Origin of the sequence: Methylobacterium sp. NFXW15 (assembly GCF_049887755.1) — a bacterium.
Classification (GTDB): domain Bacteria; phylum Pseudomonadota; class Alphaproteobacteria; order Rhizobiales; family Beijerinckiaceae; genus Methylobacterium.
This window is the reverse complement of the sequence record NZ_JAGEKG010000012.1, coordinates 63,606-81,857: the sequence shown is the minus strand read 5'-3', so window position 1 is coordinate 81,857 and position 18,252 is coordinate 63,606. Positions and strand designations below refer to the sequence as shown.

The following is an 18,252-nucleotide window of genomic DNA, read 5'->3' as shown; positions in this document are numbered from 1 at the left end:
CTGTCAAACGCCCAATTCCGCTCCGCCTTTCAGTTTGACCGGAATGGTCAGGTAACGAACGCCGTTCGCCTCGGCCGGGGGGAACTTGCCGGCGCGGATATTGACCTGGATCGACGGCAGCAGAAGGCGCGGCGCAGCCAGGGTCGCGTCCCGGGCTGTGCGCATGGCGGTGAACTCCTCCTCGCTCACGCCCTCCTTCACATGAACGTTGCGCTCGCGCTGCTCGCCGACCGTGGTCTCCCAGGCGTACACGTCGCGGCCTGGCGCCTTGTAGTCGTGGCAGAGGTGAAGCACCGTCGCCGGAGGCAGGGCCAGCAACTTGCGGATCGAGCGATAGAGGGTGCGCACGTCGCCGCCGGGGAAGTCGGCCCGCGCGGTACCGAAATCGGGCATGAACAGCGTGTCGCCGACGAAGACGTGGCCGCCGATGCGGTAGCAGATGTCAGCCGGCGTATGGCCTGGCGTGTACAGCACCTCGACGGCGAGATTGCCGATGGCAAACGTCTCGTCGTCCACGAAGAGGTGGTCGAAATCGCTGCCGTCGGTCTTCAGGTCGGTGGCGTTGAAGACCGGGCGGAAGATCTTCTGGACCTCCTTGATGTGCTCGCCGATGCCGATCTTCGCGCCGGTCTTGGCCTTCACGTAGGGCGAGCCGGAGAGGTGGTCGGCGTGCGCGTGGGTTTCCAGCGTCCAGTCCACCGTGTAGCCCGCCTCGTCGGCGGCCGTCAGCATCGCCTCAACGGAGCGAGTGTCGACGCTGCCGCCGTTGTGATCGTAGTCGAGCACCGGATCGATGAAGGCCGCCTGCTTCGTCTCGGGATCGGCCACGATGTAGCTCACCGTGTTGGTGGGCTCGTCGAAGAAGGCTTGGATGACGGGTTCGGGGCCACGGGCTTCGGTCATTGCTTGTCTCCTGTCGGTCGTCCTTGGACGGGTGGGGTCACGCGCCGGGAAGCCGGCGTCGGCAGGTGTTGATCCCTAGGATCGTGTAGGCTGGGCAGAACCCGACGAGGGCGGTCAACGCCATCACGGCGCCGATGCCGACGGCGGCAAGGGCCCAGACTCCGGCGAGCATCGTGTAGCCCAGGCCTGCGATCAGAAGGCCGACGGCGAGGCGCAGGATGCGATCGATGCTACCGACATTGGGGGTCATGGCGGTTTTCCTGAAAGGTGCCGTCCGGTGGTCACCGAAGCGGGTGCGGCACCGGGCGCCCGCCTCGGCGACGGTCAAGGCGTCGCGGCGAAAGCGCCGGCGTTGCGGTAGAGCATGTAGCCGGCGACACCGAAGATGACGGTGGCGAATACCGTGTTGAGCGCGCCCTTGTAGCCAGAGAGCCGGTTGGCCAGCCGCATACCCAAGAAACCGCCGACGAGGCCGCCGGCGATGAATTCCCCGGCGACGGCCCAATCGACCATTCCGGACAGGGCGTAATTCGTTGCTGTGGCGAGGCCGAAGGCACCAACGGCGAGCAGCGAGGTGCCGACCGCAGTGATCAGCGGCATGCCGGTGGCGAAGACGAGGCCCGGCACGATCAGGAACCCGCCGCCGATCCCGAAGAAGCCCGACAGGACCCCGACCGCGAAGGCGACGGCCACGACCTTCCAACTCGGTACCGGACCGCATCCGGCAGGCTCCGAGGTTCCACTCTGAACCTTGCGACCCCGCATCATGTGGATGCCCACGACGACCATCAGCATCGCGAAGAGGAAAAGCAGGCGCTGGCCGTCGACCGCCTTGCCAAACGTCGAGCCGACGAGGGCGCCCAGGATGCCGACTCCGGCGAACACGACGGCGCAGCGCCAACGCACGTTGCCGGACCTGGCGTGCCCGACGAGGGTCAGGAACGCGTTGGCCGCGACCGCCAGCGCGCCGGTTCCAATGGCGAGGTGCGGCTGGGCCATGCCGACCACGTACAGCAGAAGCGGCGTCGCCAGGATCGAGCCGCCGCCGCCGATGAGTCCGAGCGTGAAGCCGACCCCTGAGCCGGACAGGATGGCGGGAAGCGCATTCATCGGCGGTGACCTCCGCGTCCAGGGGCCTTGTCGACGACCGGTCGAGCCGGTCGGCGACCGGCAAGCCCCGATCCCAACGGTCTTTCATTTAATAAAAAAACAAAATGAAAGACCGTCGCTTTCGTCACTGATGGACCTTCTTGCGGTGAACGTCAACGTATGATTTATAGAAATCGCAACTCATAATATAAATCTATTAGATGAGGATCCAGCCATGGACGTCAAACGCCTCTCCCCGGACCTGTCGGTGACGGGTCAGCTCGCTCCCTCCGATCTCGCGGCGGCGGCCGAGTCGGGCTTCCGGGCGGTGATCTGCAATCGCCCCGACGGCGAAGGCAGCGACCAGCCGGGCTTCAGGGAGGTGGAGGCCTCCGCGCGTGCGGCCGGTCTGGAGGCGCGGTACCTACCCGTCACGTCGGGCAAGGTGACGGATGGGGATGTAATGGCCTTCCGCGACGAGCTCGCGGCCCTGCCGAAGCCGGCGCTCGCCTTCTGCCGCACCGGGACTCGCTCCGCGACGCTTTGGGCGCTCGGCGAGGCGGCAGCTGCGCGGCCGCTTCCGGACATCCTGGCCGCCACCAAGGCGGCCGGATACGATCTGAGCGGCGTCGTCCGGCGCATCGCCGCTGGCGGCCGGGTTTCTACCGAGCACGACGACCAGTTCCACAGCGTGGTCGTCGTCGGCGGCGGGGCCGGCGGAATCGCCGTCGCGGCGAGCCTGAAGGCCCGCAGGCCCGACCTCGACATCGCCGTCATCGATCCGGCGGACGTGCACTACTACCAGCCGGGCTGGACGATGGTCGGCGGCGGGGTGTTCGAGCCAGCCGCCACGGCCAGGACCATGGCTTCCCTGATCCCGGACGGGGTGCGCTGGATCAAGGCGGCGGTCGCCGCCTTCGAGCCCGAGCGCAAGGCGGTGATCCTGGAGGGGTGCCGGGTGGTGCGCTACGACCGCCTCGTGGTCGCGCCCGGCCTCAAGCTTAATTGGGCCGGCATCGAGGGGCTCGCCGAGACTCTCGGGCGGAACGGGGTCACATCGAACTACCGCTACGACCTCGCACCCTACACCTGGGATCTCGTGCGGAATCTACGCGCGGGCCGCGCCGTGTTCACGCAGCCGCCGATGCCGATCAAGTGCGCCGGCGCCCCGCAGAAGGCGATGTACCTTTCCGCCGACCACTGGCTGCGGCAGGGGCGGCTCGGGGACATCGCGGTCGAGCTCTACAATGCCGGTCCGGTCCTGTTCGGCGTGAAGGAATACGTCCCGGCCCTGATGGAATACGTGAAGCGCTACGACGCGAACCTGAACTTCAATCACACCCTGACCCGGATTGACGGTCCGGCCCGGCGCGCGTGGTTCTCGCGCAAGACGGAGGACGGCAGCAGCGAGACAGTCGAGACCGGCTTCGACATGATCCACGTCGTGCCGCCGCAGCAGGCGCCCGACTTCGTCCGCGTCTCGCCCCTGGCCGATGCCGCAGGCTGGGTCGACGTGGACCCCGGTAGCCTCCGACACCGTCGCTTCCCCGAGGTCTACGCACTCGGCGACGCCTGCAGCGCTCCCAACGCCAAGACCGCCGCCGCCGCGCGCAAGCAGGCGCCAGTGGTGGCCCACAACCTCCTCGTCGAGATGGGCCACCTTCGCGGCGCCGAGGTCGCCTACGACGGCTACGGCTCGTGCCCACTTACGGTCGAGCGAGGTAAGATCCTGCTCGCGGAGTTCGGCTACGGAGGCAAACTCATGCCGAGCTTCCCCGCATGGCTGATCGACGGGACGAAGCCGAGCCACCTCGCATGGCTCCTGAAGGAGCGGATGCTGCCTCCGATCTATTGGAAGGCCATGCTCAAGGGACGCGAATGGATGGCTAAGCCGGAGAAGGCAGCCGCCTGAAGCTAAGCGGCGCCGGCTTTGTCCCGGCGCCGCTCGCTGTGCGTCGACGATGCGGGCTCAGTCGCCTGCCCTCAGCCGACAGCTAGGGTTCCGGACCGTGAGGCACGTGTTCGAAGCGGCGCGGCAGCGCCGGCAAGGTCACTGGGCTGAGGCTCGGGTTCCCGTCGCGGCACCATTGCGCCCCGATAGGCCGGGCACGCGACTGTTCACTCCGGACAGCCTGCGCCGTTGGCTACAGGCGAGGTCGTGAGCCACCTTGCCGACTGGCGTCGCCGCCACGAACAGGGCGATTTGCGGAAGGCCTAGGGAAAGCCCGGCGCGCGCTGGACCGGGACAGAGGCCAGCCAGGCCCAACAGATGCAGGACTGGGCAGCGCCGGCGAGCGGCGCGAGGAACGGGGCGACAGCGTCCATCAAGGTTCGCCGACCTGACCGAACATTGCCGCCTGGCCGAGCGCTCGCGCTCGCGCATCCGGGCTGCGGGCGGGCAAACTTCTCCGCGGCCGGCCCGCGATCAGGATGTCGTCGAACGCGTCGAGGAGGGCCTGCATGCGGGCGTCGCTCAGGCTGTAGAACACCACTTTGTGTTCGCGCCGCGTGGCCACGACCTCGGCGTTGCGCAGCTCCCCGAGCTGCTGCGACAGCGTCGGTTGGCGGATGCCGAGCTGCTGCTCGATCTCCGAGACGGACCGCTCTCCCTCCGCCAGGAGATACAGGATGCGCAGCCGGTTCGGGTTGGCGGCGACCTTGAGCAGGTCGGCGACCAGGATCGCCGTCGCCTCGTCCGTGCCGGAGGCCATCACAGGCTTCCCAAGCGATAGTACCAGTCCTGCCCCACAGCGCCTGGCTGGGCGATCTCGTCGCTCGTCAGGGGCGGGTTCACGAGCACTTGGTCACCGGGTCGCCATCCCTCCGGCGTCGAGACGTCCGACGCGTCGCAGGCTTGGAGCGCTTGCACAAGCCGAAGGATCTCGGCGATGCTGCGGCCCACCGTCAGTGGGTAGGCGATCAGCGCCCGCACGATGCCTTCCGGATCGATGACGAACGTGGTCCGGACGGTGGCGCTCGACGTCGAGCCGGCCGGCAGCATGCCGTAGGCCCGGGCGATGCCCATGGCGGGATCCTCCACGATGGGGAAGGGCACCCGCACTCCGAAACGCTGCTCGATGCTGTGCTTCCAGGCCAGGTGGGAGGAAAGGCTGTCGACGGATAGAGCAAGCAGGTCGCAGTCGATATTTCGAAAGTCGTCGTAGGCATTGGCGAACGCGACGAACTCGCTGGTGCAGACTGGGGTGAAGTCCGCCGGGTGGGAGAAGAAGACCAGCCAGCGTCCGCGATACGAAGCGAGCGTCCGCGCGCCCATCGTCGTCCGCGCGCGGAAATTCGGCGCCGCGTCCCCTATGATTGGCGGACACGCGGGCGGCGGCGCGAGCGGATCGTCGTCGATTTCGATACCCATAAAGCAAAGCTCATAACTGAGGGCGGATTTCACACACCGTGACTACCAAAAGATCGCGGGTCAATATGTGATTCGGTATTCCGTTCGGGGATCGTATCACAAATATGTATTGACATGCCTGAGCCTGGGCATATGAAGGCGGGGCGACGTTCCGGCGGCTGGCCAGGGTCGGTGCGATCCATGCTTGACCTCGCGGACGTCCCCATTCCCACCAGGGGCAGGGCCTGACGGATGCTTGCCGACCATCTCCCGAGCGCGCTCGACCTCGCGCGTAGCCAGTTCGCCTTCACGGTCGTCTGGCACTTCCTGTTTCCGGCTTTCACCATCGGGCTGGCGAGCTACCTCGCGGTGTTGGAAGCCTTCTGGCTCGCCACAGACAAGCCTGTCTATCTCGACACCTATCGCTACTGGTTGAAGGTCTTCGCCGTGGCTTTTGCCATGGGCGTCGTGTCCGGCCTGGTCATGAGCTATCAGTTCGGCACTAACTGGTCGGTCTTCTCTGACAAGACCGCTCCGGTGCTTGGGCCCTTACTTGGCTACGAGGTGCTCACCGCCTTTTTCCTGGAGGCGGGCTTCCTCGGGGTGATGCTGTTCGGCATGGAGCGGGTCGGCCCGCGCCTGCACTTCCTGGCGACCTGTCTGGTCGCGGGCGGCACGCTGCTCTCGGCCTTCTGGATCCTGTCCGCCAATTCGTGGATGCAGACGCCCGCGGGCTACTCGCTCGATGCCGACGGCCGGTTCGTGCCGGAAAGCTGGACGGCCGTGATCTTCAACCCGTCCTTCCCATACCGCTTCGCCCACACCGTGACGGCGGCCTATCTGACGACGGCGATGATCGTCGGCGCGGTCGGCGCGTGGCACCTGCTGCGCGACCGGGCCAACCCCCGCGCCCGGCTGATGTTCTCCATGGCCATGTGGATGGCGGCTCTCGTCGCCCCGGTACAAATGGTGCTCGGCGATCTCCACGGCGGGAACAGCTACCACCACCAGCCCGCCAAGGTCGCGGCGATGGAGGGCCACTTCGACAGCGTGACCCGCGCGCCCTCAATCCTGTTCGGCTGGCCCGATGCGCAGGCCGCCGAGACGAAGTACGAGATCGGCTTTCCCGGCCTCGCGAGCCTCTATCTTGCGCATGATCTTGACGCGAAGGTCACGGGGCTGAAGGATCTGCCGCGCGACACGTGGCCGACCAACCTGCCGCTGGTGTTCTGGGCCTTCCGGGTGATGGTCGGGCTCGGGCTGCTGATGATCGGCCTCGGGCTGTGGTCGCTGTACCTGCGGTACAAGGGCCGCCTGTTCGAGACGCCCTGGCTGCACCGCTTCGCCGTGGCGATGGGGCCCTCGGGGCTGATCGCGGTGACGGCGGGCTGGGTGGTGACGGAGTCCGGCCGCCAGCCCTTCACGGTCTATGGCCTGCTGCGTACGGCCGACAGCGTCTCGCCCATCGCCGCCCCCGCCGTGGCGGCCTCGCTCGCGGCCTTCGCGCTGGTCTACTTCGCGGTGTTCGGGGCGGGAATCTGGTACCTGTTCCACCTGTTCAACCAGACCCCACGTCCGCACGAATCTGGTCCTCCCGTCGGCCAACCTGTGCGGACGGCGGGTATCACTCCGGCGCCCGCCCTGGCGGGTGACGCTCACCTGCAACCGGCCGAGTGAGGAGAGCCTGCGATGGAACTCGATCTCACCCTCATCTGGGCGATCCTGATCGCCACCGCCGTGTTCCTCTACGTGGCGATGGACGGGTTCGATCTCGGCCTCGGCATCCTGTTCCCGGCGGTGCGAGGCAAGGCCGAGCGGGACGTGATGGTGAACTCGGTCGCCCCCGTCTGGGACGGCAACGAGACCTGGCTCGTCCTCGGCGGCGGTGGGTTGTTCGCGGTGTTTCCGCTGGCCTACGCCACGATCCTGCCCGCTCTGTACATGCCTCTGATCCTGATGCTGCTCGCCCTGGTGTTCCGGGGCGTGGCCTTCGAGATGCGCTTCCGGATGGCCACACCGCGCGGGCAGCTGTGGTGGGACCGTGCCTTCTCCTGGGGCAGCTTCATAGCCGCCTTCTGCCAGGGCATCGCGCTCGGCGCCTTCGTCCAGGGGATCAAGATCGAGGGACGCGCCTATGCCGGCGGCTGGTGGGATTGGCTGACGCCGTTCTCGGTGCTGACCGGCCTCGCGCTCGTCGTGGGCTACGGCCTGCTCGGGGCCTGCTGGCTGATCTGGAAGACCAACGGCGAGTTGCAGATCCGCGCCTACAACCTCGCCAAGCCGCTGGCGGTGGCGACGCTCGTCCTCATCGCCGTGGTCTCGGCGACGATGCTCGCGATCAGCGCGCCCTTCCGCGACCGCTGGCTCGGCCTGCCCGGCCTGTTCATCGGTGCCCCGGTGCCGATCCTGGTCGGCCTGCTGGCGTGGCGTTTCGCCCATGCCCTGGGACGGCGGGAGGAGGTGACCCCCTTCCTCTGCGCGCTCGGCTTCTTCCTGTTGTCCTATGTCGGGCTCGGCATCAGCATGTGGCCCTACATCGTGCCGCCGAGCGTCACGATCTGGCAGGCGGCGACGCATCCGAAGTCGCAGGCCTTCCTGCTCTACGGGGCGGCGGTGCTGGTGCCGCTCGTCCTGGCTTACACGGCCTACGTGTACTGGCTGTTCCGCGGCAAGGTCACGGCGGAAGCGGGGTACCACTGATGCGCAGGCTCGGCTGGTTTGTCCTGATCTGGGCGATGAGCGTGGCGAGCCTCACCGCCGTCGCCCTGCCGCTGCGGTGGCTGCTCAAGGGGGTGTGAAAGGTCTCGCTCGGCCCATTGCAACCGTGATCCTGCACGCCAGCGTTCAGGACGCTTCAGCTCTTGGTCGGCCCCCTCGCGCGACAGGGCCGAGTGCGAACTCCGCGATAGCGAGCCTGGAACCAATGCCGGTTTGGCGGCCGTCGCGATCGTGGAGAAGGGTCGTGCGGCGGTTGGCGCGTTCGACCAGAGTGATGTTCGTGCCGTCGGTCTCGACAGTGCAATTCTCCGGCCCGGGATGCCAGCGCACAGCCGCGATGACGTACAGTTGTGCTGGGTGACTTCCCATTGTTCGGCGGGGGGAAGCCGCCTTAAGCCTGGCTTAAGCAGGACGGCAAGGATGGCGGCATGCATGCACCGTCGTTCAGAGTTTCTCACCTTGCCTTTTCTGCGCTCGTCGCTGTGCTTCCGGTGAGGCGTAGGTTGGCTCTGGCGGCGAGCAAGAGTGTCCGCATCGCATTCGGCGGACTGTTGATGTGTGTTGCTGTCTGCCCGGCACACGCCATGAATGGTGGCGAAATCGCCCGGAACGGAACGCAGGCCGGCGTGCCGGCCTGTGCCTCGTGCCACGGGGATGCCGGGGGCGGAGATGCCGAGGGCGGGTTTCCCCGTCTTTCAGGCATCGCGGAGGGCTACCTCGCGCACGAGCTCGACAGCTTCGCCGACGGCAGCCGGGACAATGAGATAATGGGTCCGATCGCCCAAGGCCTGGCACCGGAGGAGCGGCGGGCGTTGGCCGTCTTTTATGCCGGGCTCCGCGCCCCGCCGCCTGACGGGACACCGCAGCCGGACGACACGGCATCCGACCGCGGCCGAATGCTGGCGCAGACGGGGGAGTGGACGAAGGCACTGCCCGCTTGCGCACAATGCCACGGTCCGGCTGGGCAGGGAGTCGGCGCCGCCTTCCCGCCGCTGGCCGGCCAGCCAGCCGCCTATCTCGCAGCCCAGCTCTCCGCCTGGAAAGCCGGGACACGCCGCAACGATCCCCTCGGGCTGATGAAGGGGATCGCCGACCGGTTGAGCGATGACGACGCCACCGCCGTCGCCGCCTACTACGCCGCTCTCCCCGCCACGGCGATCGGAGGTGGCCGATGAACCTTGTGACGCGCGTCACCGGACGGTCCGCTGCCTGTCTCGCGCTGGCAACGGCGATGGGGGGCCTCGCGGTCCTGACGCCCCTCGGTTCCGTAGGGGCCGAGACAACCGCGCCGCCCTTCGTGCCCAAGCCCGATTCCGCCATCCCCGACGACGACTTCGGCAAGGTCATTCGCCTGGGCGAGCGCATCTTTCGCGACACGGGCGTCGAGGCGCGGGCCTTCGTCGGCAACGATCTGCGTTGCACGAACTGTCATCTGGACCGGGGCCGCCTCGGCCATTCCGCTCCCCTCTGGGCGGCCTATCTCGTCTACCCGGCCTACCGGGCGAAGAACGGACACGTGAATACCTTCGCTGAGCGGCTTCAGGGCTGCTTCCGCTACAGCATGAACGGCAAGGCGCCCCCACTGGGCGATCCCATCCTGGTCGCGCTGGAGACCTATGCCGCCTTTCTCGCCCACGGGGCTCCCGTAGGGGTGAAGCTTCCCGGGCAGGGGTACCCGAAGCTCATCAAGCCCAAGGGCCTCGATCTGGCCCATGGGCGAGAGGTCTACGCCGCGAAATGCGCCCTCTGTCACGGTGGCGACGGTGCCGGGCAGGCGAGCCCGGACGGGACGATCGTTTTCCCGCCACTGTGGGGGGCCCGCTCCTACAATTGGGCGCGGGGATGAGTTCGGTCGTCAACGCGGCGGGTTTCATCAAGGCCAACATGCCGCTGAGCCAGGGCAACAGCCTCACCGATGCCGAAGCCTGGGACGTTGCCGCCTATATCGACAGCCGCGAGCGTCCCCAAAACCCGCGCTTCACCGGCGATCTCGCGGCGACCCGCAAGGCCCATCACGACAGCCCTTACGATTTTTACGGTCAGGCCGTGGACGGAATGACGCTCGGTGAGGCGGCACCTCCTGCCGGGACCGTGCCGCACTGAACCGCAACTGGCCCTCTGGGAGCACGACCATGACCCTCGAACGCCGCAGCCTGCTCGCCCTCGGCGCCGGCCTCGCCGCAGGCATGGCGGAGGCGCGCCCGGCCGGGGCGACCACCGCCGCCGACCTACCCGAGGGCAGCCGAACCCTGCGGGACCTCTCAGACCGTCTGGCGAAGGCCCCGCGTCAGCGGGATTTCAAGACCGTGCCGATGATCCTCGACCGGCCGGATCTCTGGGACCAGGAGGCCCTCTCGGAGGTGATCGCCTACAAGGGAGGCCCCCGCCAGGTCTGGGACAACACCGACATCGGCGGGCCCTGGCTTAACCTGATGCGCAATGCCCTGAACAATCAGGTCTGGTCATTCAAGCATCCCGATTTTCTGGCCGCCTCGGCGACCCACGGATCGGCGAATGTCGCTCTCTACGACCATGCGATGTGGGACAAGTATCAACTCACCAAGCTCGCGGGCGAGGCGTTCGAGACCAATACGCTGATCGTGCCGAAGAAAGCGGCTCAGGCCGATGCCGCGAACTACCAGGACCCGGCAGGGATGTTCTCGCCGGAGAACAACACCATTCCGGCGCTGATGGCCCGGGGCGTCGTATTCCTCTCGTGTCACAACGCAATCTGGGAACAGGCAGGGACGCTCATCCGGCGCGATCAGAACCCGGACAAGCTCTCGCACGATGCGCTGGCGGCGGAGCTGACGAACCATCTCATTCCGGGCGTCGTCCTGACCCCCGGCGCCGTCGGCACGCTGCCTGAGTTGCAGCAGGCCGGCTTTCATTACGCGAAGTGAGGCCGATAGTGCAGCGCGTGAGCGCCCGCCTTCTCGTCGGGATCCTCGTCCTCGGCGCGGTGACGGAGGTCGAGGCGGCCGACCGGACGAAACGATCGGTGGAGGCGGCCTATCTGGAGGAGGCCTTCGCCCACGAGTTCTGCACCCGCGACGACCGCGCCTTGCGCAAGCTCAACCGCGCCCTGTCCCGCAGCCCGAAGGCCTCGCCGGTCCGCCGATGAGGCGAACCGGCCCGGCGTAACGATGGTCCGCGGTCCTCACGGCCGGTATTGGCCGAAACCATAGCGGGCGAAGACCGCTCGCGCGTCGTCGCCCAGGAGGAAATCCAGCCAGAGCTTAGCCTCGGCCGGATGCGCGGCCTCCTTCACGACCGCTCCAGCATAGATGCCGGTGGCGTTCTGCTCGTCCGGGATGTCGATGCGCTCGGTCGGCAATCCAACCTGCTCTTGGAATAAGGTCTCCGAACGCCAGGTGACGCCGGCCTGTGCGCGTCCCTGCATCAGCCAGACCGGCGTCTGGCGATGGTGCATCCGCGTCAGAAGCGTCGTCCCGTCGGCGACCTTCGTATCGTAGACGGCCTTCACCAAAGCGTCGCCCCCCGCCTTGGCCAGGGAGGCTTTGATCTGGCGAGCGACACCTTCGAATTCGGGATTCGGCATGGCGAGGGTCAGCCCCGGCCGCGCAAGGTCAGCCAAGCCCTTGATGCCCGCCGGATTGCCCTTGGGCACCATGATCGCAAGCTGGTTGGTCGCGTAGATCGTCGGGGGGCCGAGAAGATCGCCCGCTTCGATGAGCCGGTTTACCGCCATGAGGCCCGAGAAATACGCATCGGGCTTGGCTGTCCAAGTCATGCTGCCGACGGTGATGCGCCCGCCGGCCTTCATCTGTCGGACGAGCAGACCGGGCGGAATCGTCTCGTAGTAGATCTGGCCCTTGAGGTCAGGGTGCTTCGCCTCGAAAGCCGCCACCAGCGGCGCCATGGCTAAGAAGTAGTTGCCGCCCACGTAGAGCACGAGACGCGCGTTGGTCAGATCGCCGTGGAAGTCGGCGAGGTTGTCGGCCTCCTTAACCGTGAATTCCAGCCCCTTGTCGACTGCAAAGTTGTTGGCCCCAGACTGCCATGGGGGAAACCGGTCTATGTGTGAATCGATCGCGTGGATCGGGGAGGCTTGAATCACAAGCAAACCGCAACCCAAAGCAAGGCTGAGAAATCTGATTTGAGGCATCGAAATCGTCTCCCTCTAACGCCGGACGGAGACGTCGCCGCTCGACCCTGCAACTTAAGTCAAGCTTAAGGAGGAGTTATGAAGCCGCGGCCAGCTCCTGATTGGCGTGCAATTTCCGGAAACGGCAGCGAGCTACAATGACGTCCCTGGTACGAAGACGTCAAACTAGCTGGCGACGTGGCTGAGGTGAGACCGGCGGGAAGGTGAGGTCCGTATTGAGGATAATGGAAGTGGCAGCGTGAAGGGTAGCTGAGTATCCCATGAGCTTACGGCTGAATTTCTTGATGGTCCGCTTTGGAGAAGGTGCCGGAGTTTACCGGACGGCCGTATTGGGCGCCAAGCCGAACGTCTGGTTTTGCGTGCGAGGGCTATCCGGCGCGGCCTAATCTGGCCGAAAGCTGCCGGTCTGCTTAGGAGAAAGTCTGCGGGAAAAGTGGACGGCCTGCTACCGACCCAACCCGGTCGCACAATACCGGTTTGCCAAGACCGATAATCAGACGTGCAGGCGCCAGGGCATCGAGGGCGATCCTTCACCAAGAAAGCGAGGATGACCTTTCGATGTTGCAACGCACCGCCTCGGTCATGTAGAAAGTCGTCATAGGACAGGACCCGGTGAAAGCCCGGGTGGCTCTTCCGGCCGCCGATCCGCCGGACAACGCAAATCGTGGTGCCCAAGTCGCGGACCTCCGAGGAGGCCGACCGGCCCTGTTGCGCGCCCCATGCGTCGAACCGAACGCGCCTGGGACAAGGAAAGCCCTTCACAACAATGGATTTCGTCCACCTACGGAGCGAGTGGGCTCCGAACGTCACGCGCGAGTTGCTGGCGGGCGCCGTCGTGGCCCTCGCCCTCATCCCTGAGGCCATCGCCTTCTCCATCATCTCCGGCGTCGACCCCAAGGTCGGCCTCTACGCCTCCTTCTGCATCGCCGTCGTCACCGCCTTCGCGGGCGGGCGGCCTGCCATGATCTCCGCTGCCACGGGGGCCATGGCGCTGCTTATGGTCGGCCTCGTGAAGGACCACGGCGTCGGCTACCTCTTCGCCGCCACCATCCTCACCGGCCTTCTCCAGATGGTCGCCGGCGCGCTCCGGCTCGGCAACCTCATGCGCTTCGTTTCGCGCTCGGTCGTTACCGGCTTCGTCAACGCCCTGGCCATCCTGATCTTCCTGGCGCAGATGCCGGAGCTCATCGGGCAGGGCACGACCGTCTACCTGATGACCGCGGTCGGCCTCTGCATCATTTACGGCTTGCCGTATCTTACCAAGGCGGTGCCGTCGCCGCTGGTCGCCATCATCCTGCTGACCGGCGTCTCGATGTACCTCGGCCTCGGCATCCATAAGGTCGGCGACATGGGCGCGCTCCCGAGTGAGTTGCCCTGGGTGACCCTGCCGCAGGTGCCATTCACCCTCGACACGCTCTGGATCATCCTGCCGGTTTCACTGACGCTGACCATGGTCGGCCTGCTGGAGAGCCTGATGACGGCGGCCATCGTCGACGAGATGACCGACACCACCTCCGACAAGAACCGCGAATGCGCCGGCCAGGGCGTCGCCAACATCGCTTCGGGCTTCCTCGGGGGCATGGCCGGTTGCGCCATGATTGGCCAGTCGGTGATCAACGTCTCCTCCGGCGGGCGGGGGCGGCTCTCGACGCTGTTCTCGGGGGTCTTCCTGCTTTTCCTGATCGTCGTGCTCGGCCGCTACGTGGCGCAGATCCCGATGGCAGCGCTGGTGGCGGTGATGATCATGGTCTCGATCAACACCTTCCAGTGGAAGTCATTCCGCACGCTGGTGACGCATCCGAAGTCGTCCAGCTTCGTCATGCTCGGCACTGTCGTCGTAGTCGTGGCCACGCACGACCTCGCCAAGGGCGTGCTGTTCGGCGTGATCCTGAGCGGGCTGTTCTTCGCCCACAAGGTCACCCGGCTTTTCGGCGTCGCCTCCTCGCGCGACGAGGCCCGCGCGGTTCGCACCTACAAGGTCACCGGGCAGATCTTCTTCGCCACGGCGGAGGCGTTCCACTCCGCCTTCGACTTCCGCGAGGAGGATCTCAAGGTCGTGGTAGTCGATCTCTCGACCGCGCATTTCTGGGACATCACCAGCATCAACGCCCTCGACCGGGTCGTGCTCAAGTTCCGTCACCACGGCATCGCGGTCGACGTGATCGGCATGAACGAGGCGACCGCCACCATGGTTGAACGGCTCGGCACCCATGATAAGCCTGGGGCCGCGCTCGGCGCACCCGGCCACTGATACGAACCGAGCCGGAGCCTGGGCGCAGGAGGAGACCTGCGCCCATGTCGCCTGACCTTAGGCTGCTCGTGGTGTGGCTTGCCGCCTACCTCGCCGCCGGGGCGTTCTACGTCCTGCGCGGCTTGGCCGACGCCGGCATGGCCGCCGGCAAGGATGAACTCTGCGGCCTCGGCCTCATCGCCCTGTGCTGGCTGCCCATCGCCGTCTGCAACTTGCTCAACCTGTCACGGACCTGCCGGGCGACCACCGCGCTCGTCCGGTTCGGTGCCGAGGCCATGCCACCCCTCGCGCTGGTGCTGGCGATAGTGACGGCGGTCCGCACGCTGTCTACGACCTAGCGTTCCCAAAGGCCGTGCCGCCGATGCTCGGCCGCGGGGTGGTCGGCTCCCATGCCCTCACGGCGCGGGAGGCCTCGCTTCGCATTGCTGGATGCAGAATGACCCCGGTTGTACCTGTCCGGGATCGATGCCATAGCCCAGGTAGGGTGCGCGGTTCGTCGGTCGGACCGGCAGGTCGAGCGCTGGTCGGGCCGCCAGCGACGGAGACCCGTGCCCGTGCCACCCACCACCCATGCCGTTCCGCGGCGCCGGCGCCCTGTGTCGGCGCTTCGCGACATCCTCGTCAGCGAGGCCGGCGGCGGCCTTGTCCTGATGGCCAGCGCCGCGCTGGCGCTCGCCGTCGCCAACTCACCGCTGGCGGACACCTACTTCGCCGCGCTGAAGACCTATCTCGGCCCGCTGTCGGTCCTGCACTGGATCAACGACGCCCTGATGGCGGTGTTCTTCATGCTCGTCGGGCTGGAGATCAAGCGCGAGGTCCTCGACGGGCGCCTGCGCACCTGGCCCGACCGTATCCTGCCGGGGCTTGCCGCCTTGGGGGGAATGGCCGCGCCGGCCCTCGTCTACGCCGCGGTGAACTAGAACTCCCCGGAGACGCTGCGCGGGTGGGCCATTCCCGCCGCCACCGACATCGCCTTCGCCCTCGGTGTCCTGGCGCTGCTTGGGTCCCGGGTGCCGGTCTCCCTCAAGATCTTCCTGACGGCACTCGCCATCATCGACGACCTCGGCGCCGTGCTTATCATCGCCCTGTTCTACACCGCCGATCTGTCGCTCCCGATGCTGGGCGGGGCCGCCGTGACGCTCGCCGTACTCTACGGGCTCAATAGGGCCGGCGTGGCACGCCTGTGGCCCTATCTCCTGCTCGGCGTCGTCCTCTGGATGTTCGTGCTCGCCTCGGGCATCCACGCGACCATCGCCGGAGTGCTGCTGGCCCTGACGATCCCGCTACGACTTAGCGTCGGCAAGCCGGACGACCCGACCTCGCCGCTGCACATTCTGGAGCACGCGGTCCATCCCTGGTCGGCCTATTTGATCCTGCCGATCTTCGGCTTCGCCAACGCGGGGGTCTCGCTCGCCGGGATCACCCCGGGAATGCTCCTCGACCCGGTGACGCTCGGCGTGGCGCTCGGTCTGTTCGTCGGCAAGCAGGCCGGCGTGTTCGGCATCGTCCTCGCCGCCGTGAAGCTCGGGCTGGCCCAGCGCCCGGCCCATGCCGGATGGTGGCAGGTCTACGGCGTCTCGCTCCTCTGCGGCGTCGGCTTCACCATGAGCCTGTTCATCGGCCTGCTCGCCTTCGCGAACGCGCCCGAGCTCGAAGCCGAAACCAAGGTCGGCGTGCTGATCGGCTCGCTCGCCTGCATGGCCGCCGGGGCGCTGGTGCTCCGGTTCGCCCCGGCCCACCCGTCCCCGCGCTGAAGCGGGATCGGCCCGCTGGACCGGGCCGCGGCCAACCCCATCCGCCACCCCAGGACCAGGTGAAGCATCATGCCTCGTCAGTTCCCGCAGCGTCGTCCCGGCGCCATCGAGGGCCGTCTCTCCGACCTCATCCTCGCCCTCACCGGGGTGCTGCTCCTAGGGATGGGGATGCTGATGCTGCTGTCCTGGCTGTCGGGGGATGCCGAGGGCGCCATGGCCGGGTACGGCATGACGCGGGATTCCTGAGATCCAGCCCCTTCCGGCCCCACGACCGATGACGACGTTCACCGCGACGCTGCGCGAGCTTTACGAAGAGGACACCGGACGCGCGCACCGCTTCCGCTACGCCCTGCTGGTGTTCGACGTGGCCACCATCATCTTCGTGGTCGTCACGTCCTTCCTGCCTTTGAGCTCCTGGATCATCGCCTGCGACGTGGCAATCGGCCTGTGCGTGCTCCTCGACTTCGCCGCCCGCCTGCTCGTGAGCCGGACACCGTTGCGCGAGTTCCGGCACCTGAGCACCTGGGCCGACCTCGTGGCGGTGGCCTCGTTCCTCGCCCCCCTGCTGGTCGAGGGCGTCGGCTTCCTGCGCATCCTGCGGACGCTGCGCATGCTGCGGACCTATCATCTGCTGGAGCGCCTACGACAGGACAGCAAACTGTTCCGCCGCAACGAGGACGCCATCCTGGCCGCGACCAACCTCGTCGTGTTCGTGTTCACGATGACGGGCATCGTCTACGCCACCCAACACGGCTCCAATCCGGCCATCCAGACACCGGTCGACGCCCTGTACTTCACGGTGACCTCGCTCACGACGACGGGCTACGGCGACATCACCCTGCCGGGCCCGACAGGTCGGCTGCTGTCGGTGTTCGTGATGATCTGCGGTGTGACGCTGTTCTTCCGCCTCGCGCAGGTGGTGTTCCGACCCTACAAGGTGCGCTTTCCCTGCACCGCTTGCGGTCTACAGCGGCACGAGCCGGATGCCGTGCACTGCAAGGCCTGCGGTAACATCCTGAACATCCCCGACGAGGGGGCGTACTGACGGCGCAGCCGAGGCGAGGCTTGGGATCGGAAGAAGTGTCGTGTCGTCCTCACGGTGCGAGGGCCGCCGGAGGGGCGACCCGAGGCTCCAACGCCGCGACGATGGTCGTCGACAGCAGTTCCGCGGCCGGCGGGAGATGGCCGGGGGCCTGGTACAGAACGATCTCGGTATCGGGGAGCTTCGGCAGCCGAAGGCGTTCCGAGACCGAGACCATGCCTTCGGGAATCATCTCCGTCGGTAACACGGTGACCCCGAGCCCGGCCTTCACCGCGGCCTGCAATCCGGCCAGGCTCGGGCTGGTGTAGACGATGCGCCAATCGCGTCCGGCGGCATCGAGCGCCGACAGGGCGCGCTTGCGATAGACGTCTGGTGTCGGCGACAGCACGAGTGGGATCGGGTCCCCCTCCTGGACGACCAGACGGGGCGACGCGATCCAGTCGAGCACCTCCCGCCAGACCCTGGTGCCGCCGCTCGGTCCCTGCGGCTTCCGCTTGAATAGGATCAGGTCGTACCGGCCCTTGGAGAAGTCGTCGAGCAAGTTGACCGTGAAGTCGCAGTTCACTTCGAGCGCGACCTGAGGGTGGGCTCGGGCGAAGCACGCCAGAACCTCCGACAAGTGCGTGGTCGCGAAGTCCTCCGGCGTGCCCAGGCGGACGAGGCCCGTCAGTTCCGGCGTCACGATCCTGGATAGGACTTCGGCTCCGAGTTTGAGCATCTGCCTTGCGCAGGTGAGCAGCACCTCGCCCTCGGGCGTCAGCTTGAGTTCCCGGCCGTCACGGTCGAACAGGCGACGGGTGAGACCGTCCTCCAGCCGTTTGATCTGCAGCGAGACGGTCGATTGCGTCAGGCCCAGCCTGTTTGCCGCCCGCGTGAAGCTCCCGTTGTCGACGATGGCGACGAAGGTGCGCAACAGATCGAGGTCGAAGGGCAAGGACGGGCTGGGCATCGACGAGACGTCAGGTCGCCTGGATCGGATCTCAAGCTCACGGATCGAGCCTTTTCCAAGCCGAAGCG

The 18,252-nt window shown here is 66.9% G+C and carries 19 protein-coding genes, 3 pseudogenes and 1 other annotated feature; of the genes and pseudogenes, 14 read left to right on the top strand and 8 right to left on the bottom strand.

The window, feature by feature from the left end; translation table 11 throughout:
* Positions 1–3: 3 nt before the first annotated feature.
* The 3 genes from J4O73_RS21380 to J4O73_RS21370 form a co-directional block, all read right to left on the bottom strand.
* Positions 4–903, bottom strand: a complete 900-nt coding sequence (locus tag J4O73_RS21380; RefSeq protein ID WP_426220679.1) for an MBL fold metallo-hydrolase — start codon at positions 901–903, stop codon at positions 4–6.
* A 37-nt stretch (positions 904–940) separates the two neighbouring features.
* Positions 941–1,153, bottom strand: a complete 213-nt coding sequence (locus J4O73_RS21375) for a YgaP family membrane protein (protein WP_426220677.1) — start codon at positions 1,151–1,153, stop codon at positions 941–943.
* Between the two features lie 74 nt (positions 1,154–1,227).
* Complete coding sequence (locus J4O73_RS21370; RefSeq protein ID WP_426220675.1) at positions 1,228–2,013, bottom strand: sulfite exporter TauE/SafE family protein; 786 nt, start codon at positions 2,011–2,013, stop codon at positions 1,228–1,230.
* A gap of 214 nt (positions 2,014–2,227) precedes the next feature.
* On the opposite strand from J4O73_RS21370, the gene J4O73_RS21365 reads away from it, so the two are divergent.
* Positions 2,228–3,904, top strand: a complete 1,677-nt coding sequence (locus J4O73_RS21365; RefSeq protein ID WP_426220673.1) for a TIGR01244 family sulfur transferase — start codon at positions 2,228–2,230, stop codon at positions 3,902–3,904.
* Positions 3,905–4,042: 138 nt separating this feature from the next.
* Here the strand turns inward: J4O73_RS21365 and J4O73_RS21360 are convergent.
* The 3 genes and pseudogenes from J4O73_RS21360 to J4O73_RS21350 all read right to left on the bottom strand — a co-directional run.
* A pseudogene (locus tag J4O73_RS21360) lies at positions 4,043–4,255 on the bottom strand (hypothetical protein); the annotation flags it as partial.
* Between the two features lie 178 nt (positions 4,256–4,433).
* A pseudogene (locus tag J4O73_RS21355) lies at positions 4,434–4,703 on the bottom strand (ArsR/SmtB family transcription factor); the annotation flags it as partial.
* A complete protein-coding gene (locus tag J4O73_RS21350) occupies positions 4,703–5,362 on the bottom strand; it encodes a peroxiredoxin (protein ID WP_426220672.1) in 660 nt (219 codons plus the stop codon). The gene J4O73_RS21350 and the pseudogene J4O73_RS21355, both read right to left, overlap by 1 nt.
* 231 nt (positions 5,363–5,593) lie before the next feature.
* Between J4O73_RS21350 and J4O73_RS21345 the strand changes: the two genes are divergently transcribed.
* The 8 genes from J4O73_RS21345 to J4O73_RS21310 all read left to right on the top strand — a co-directional run bounded on the left by J4O73_RS21345 (position 5,594) and on the right by J4O73_RS21310 (position 11,183).
* Complete coding sequence (locus tag J4O73_RS21345; protein WP_426220670.1) at positions 5,594–7,018, top strand: cytochrome ubiquinol oxidase subunit I; 1,425 nt, start codon at positions 5,594–5,596, stop codon at positions 7,016–7,018.
* 12 nt (positions 7,019–7,030) lie between these two features.
* Positions 7,031–8,041, top strand: a complete 1,011-nt coding sequence (cydB, locus tag J4O73_RS21340) for a cytochrome d ubiquinol oxidase subunit II (protein WP_426220668.1) — start codon at positions 7,031–7,033, stop codon at positions 8,039–8,041.
* Positions 8,041–8,139 carry a DUF2474 family protein gene (locus J4O73_RS21335; RefSeq protein WP_426220666.1) on the top strand — a complete coding sequence of 33 codons (99 nt, stop codon included), beginning with the start codon at positions 8,041–8,043 and terminating at the stop codon, positions 8,137–8,139. Before cydB ends, J4O73_RS21335 begins: the two co-directional genes overlap by 1 nt.
* A gap of 504 nt (positions 8,140–8,643) precedes the next feature.
* On the top strand, positions 8,644–9,234 hold the full coding sequence (locus tag J4O73_RS21330) for a c-type cytochrome (protein WP_426220664.1): 591 nt from the start codon (positions 8,644–8,646) through the stop codon (positions 9,232–9,234).
* Positions 9,231–9,905: a c-type cytochrome gene (locus tag J4O73_RS21325; protein ID WP_426220662.1), complete on the top strand. Its 675-nt coding sequence runs from the start codon at positions 9,231–9,233 to the stop codon at positions 9,903–9,905. Before J4O73_RS21330 ends, J4O73_RS21325 begins: the two co-directional genes overlap by 4 nt.
* Positions 9,902–10,162, top strand: a complete 261-nt coding sequence (locus tag J4O73_RS21320; protein ID WP_426220660.1) for a c-type cytochrome — start codon at positions 9,902–9,904, stop codon at positions 10,160–10,162. The genes J4O73_RS21325 and J4O73_RS21320 overlap by 4 nt, the downstream gene beginning before the upstream one ends.
* A 29-nt stretch (positions 10,163–10,191) precedes the next feature.
* Entirely contained in the window at positions 10,192–10,962 is a 771-nt protein-coding gene (locus J4O73_RS21315; protein ID WP_426220658.1) for a transcriptional initiation protein Tat, read from the top strand.
* Positions 10,963–10,979: 17 nt separating this feature from the next.
* Positions 10,980–11,183: a hypothetical protein gene (locus J4O73_RS21310; RefSeq protein WP_426220657.1), complete on the top strand. Its 204-nt coding sequence runs from the start codon at positions 10,980–10,982 to the stop codon at positions 11,181–11,183.
* Positions 11,184–11,219: 36 nt separating this feature from the next.
* On the opposite strand, the gene J4O73_RS21305 is transcribed toward J4O73_RS21310, so the two are convergent.
* Positions 11,220–12,188, bottom strand: a complete 969-nt coding sequence (locus J4O73_RS21305) for a molybdate ABC transporter substrate-binding protein (protein WP_426220655.1) — start codon at positions 12,186–12,188, stop codon at positions 11,220–11,222.
* 602 nt (positions 12,189–12,790) lie between these two features.
* Positions 12,791–12,846 (top strand) — a sequence feature (sul1 is cis-regulatory element that is thought to sense ions involved in sulfur or methionine metabolism; They are found in Alphaproteobacteria).
* Positions 12,847–12,954: 108 nt separating this feature from the next.
* Between J4O73_RS21305 and J4O73_RS21300 the strand changes: the two genes are divergently transcribed.
* The 5 genes and pseudogenes from J4O73_RS21300 (at position 12,955) to J4O73_RS21280 (ending at position 17,238) form a co-directional block, all read left to right on the top strand.
* On the top strand, positions 12,955–14,439 hold the full coding sequence (locus tag J4O73_RS21300; protein ID WP_426220653.1) for a SulP family inorganic anion transporter: 1,485 nt from the start codon (positions 12,955–12,957) through the stop codon (positions 14,437–14,439).
* A 44-nt stretch (positions 14,440–14,483) separates the two neighbouring features.
* The gene (locus tag J4O73_RS21295) at positions 14,484–14,777 is read left to right on the top strand and encodes a hypothetical protein (protein ID WP_426220651.1); all 294 of its coding nucleotides are present in this window, start codon (positions 14,484–14,486) and stop codon (positions 14,775–14,777) included.
* 216 nt (positions 14,778–14,993) lie between these two features.
* Positions 14,994–16,193 (top strand): annotated as a pseudogene (gene nhaA, locus J4O73_RS21290) (Na+/H+ antiporter NhaA).
* Between the two features lie 69 nt (positions 16,194–16,262).
* The gene (locus J4O73_RS21285; RefSeq protein ID WP_426220649.1) at positions 16,263–16,439 is read left to right on the top strand and encodes a hypothetical protein; all 177 of its coding nucleotides are present in this window, start codon (positions 16,263–16,265) and stop codon (positions 16,437–16,439) included.
* Positions 16,440–16,467: 28 nt separating this feature from the next.
* Positions 16,468–17,238: a potassium channel family protein gene (locus J4O73_RS21280; RefSeq protein WP_426220647.1), complete on the top strand. Its 771-nt coding sequence runs from the start codon at positions 16,468–16,470 to the stop codon at positions 17,236–17,238.
* Positions 17,239–17,287: 49 nt separating this feature from the next.
* Here J4O73_RS21280 and J4O73_RS21275 read toward each other — a convergent pair whose 3' ends face one another.
* Positions 17,288–18,184 carry a LysR substrate-binding domain-containing protein gene (locus J4O73_RS21275; RefSeq protein ID WP_426220645.1) on the bottom strand — a complete coding sequence of 299 codons (897 nt, stop codon included), beginning with the start codon at positions 18,182–18,184 and terminating at the stop codon, positions 17,288–17,290.
* Positions 18,185–18,252 lie beyond the last annotated feature (68 nt).

Bases quoted from the DNA above. Each gene is read 5' to 3' on its own strand.
- J4O73_RS21365 (WP_426220673.1), top strand. From the start codon at position 2,228: ATGGACGTCAAACGCCTCTCCCCGGACCTGTCGGTGACGGGTCAGCTC.
- J4O73_RS21280 (WP_426220647.1), top strand. From the start codon at position 16,468: ATGACGACGTTCACCGCGACGCTGCGCGAGCTTTACGAAGAGGACACC.
- J4O73_RS21315 (WP_426220658.1), top strand. From the start codon at position 10,192: ATGACCCTCGAACGCCGCAGCCTGCTCGCCCTCGGCGCCGGCCTCGCC.
- J4O73_RS21350 (WP_426220672.1), bottom strand. From the start codon at position 5,362: ATGGGTATCGAAATCGACGACGATCCGCTCGCGCCGCCGCCCGCGTGT.
- cydB (WP_426220668.1), top strand. From the start codon at position 7,031: ATGGAACTCGATCTCACCCTCATCTGGGCGATCCTGATCGCCACCGCC.
- J4O73_RS21345 (WP_426220670.1), top strand. From the start codon at position 5,594: ATGCTTGCCGACCATCTCCCGAGCGCGCTCGACCTCGCGCGTAGCCAG.
- J4O73_RS21325 (WP_426220662.1), top strand. From the start codon at position 9,231: ATGAACCTTGTGACGCGCGTCACCGGACGGTCCGCTGCCTGTCTCGCG.
- J4O73_RS21300 (WP_426220653.1), top strand. From the start codon at position 12,955: ATGGATTTCGTCCACCTACGGAGCGAGTGGGCTCCGAACGTCACGCGC.
- J4O73_RS21380 (WP_426220679.1), bottom strand. From the start codon at position 903: ATGACCGAAGCCCGTGGCCCCGAACCCGTCATCCAAGCCTTCTTCGAC.
- J4O73_RS21275 (WP_426220645.1), bottom strand. From the start codon at position 18,184: ATGCCCAGCCCGTCCTTGCCCTTCGACCTCGATCTGTTGCGCACCTTC.
- J4O73_RS21335 (WP_426220666.1), top strand. From the start codon at position 8,041: ATGCGCAGGCTCGGCTGGTTTGTCCTGATCTGGGCGATGAGCGTGGCG.
- J4O73_RS21305 (WP_426220655.1), bottom strand. From the start codon at position 12,188: ATGCCTCAAATCAGATTTCTCAGCCTTGCTTTGGGTTGCGGTTTGCTT.
- J4O73_RS21320 (WP_426220660.1), top strand. From the start codon at position 9,902: ATGAGTTCGGTCGTCAACGCGGCGGGTTTCATCAAGGCCAACATGCCG.
- J4O73_RS21295 (WP_426220651.1), top strand. From the start codon at position 14,484: ATGTCGCCTGACCTTAGGCTGCTCGTGGTGTGGCTTGCCGCCTACCTC.
- J4O73_RS21370 (WP_426220675.1), bottom strand. From the start codon at position 2,013: ATGAATGCGCTTCCCGCCATCCTGTCCGGCTCAGGGGTCGGCTTCACG.
- J4O73_RS21285 (WP_426220649.1), top strand. From the start codon at position 16,263: ATGCCTCGTCAGTTCCCGCAGCGTCGTCCCGGCGCCATCGAGGGCCGT.
- J4O73_RS21375 (WP_426220677.1), bottom strand. From the start codon at position 1,153: ATGACCCCCAATGTCGGTAGCATCGATCGCATCCTGCGCCTCGCCGTC.
- J4O73_RS21330 (WP_426220664.1), top strand. From the start codon at position 8,644: ATGAATGGTGGCGAAATCGCCCGGAACGGAACGCAGGCCGGCGTGCCG.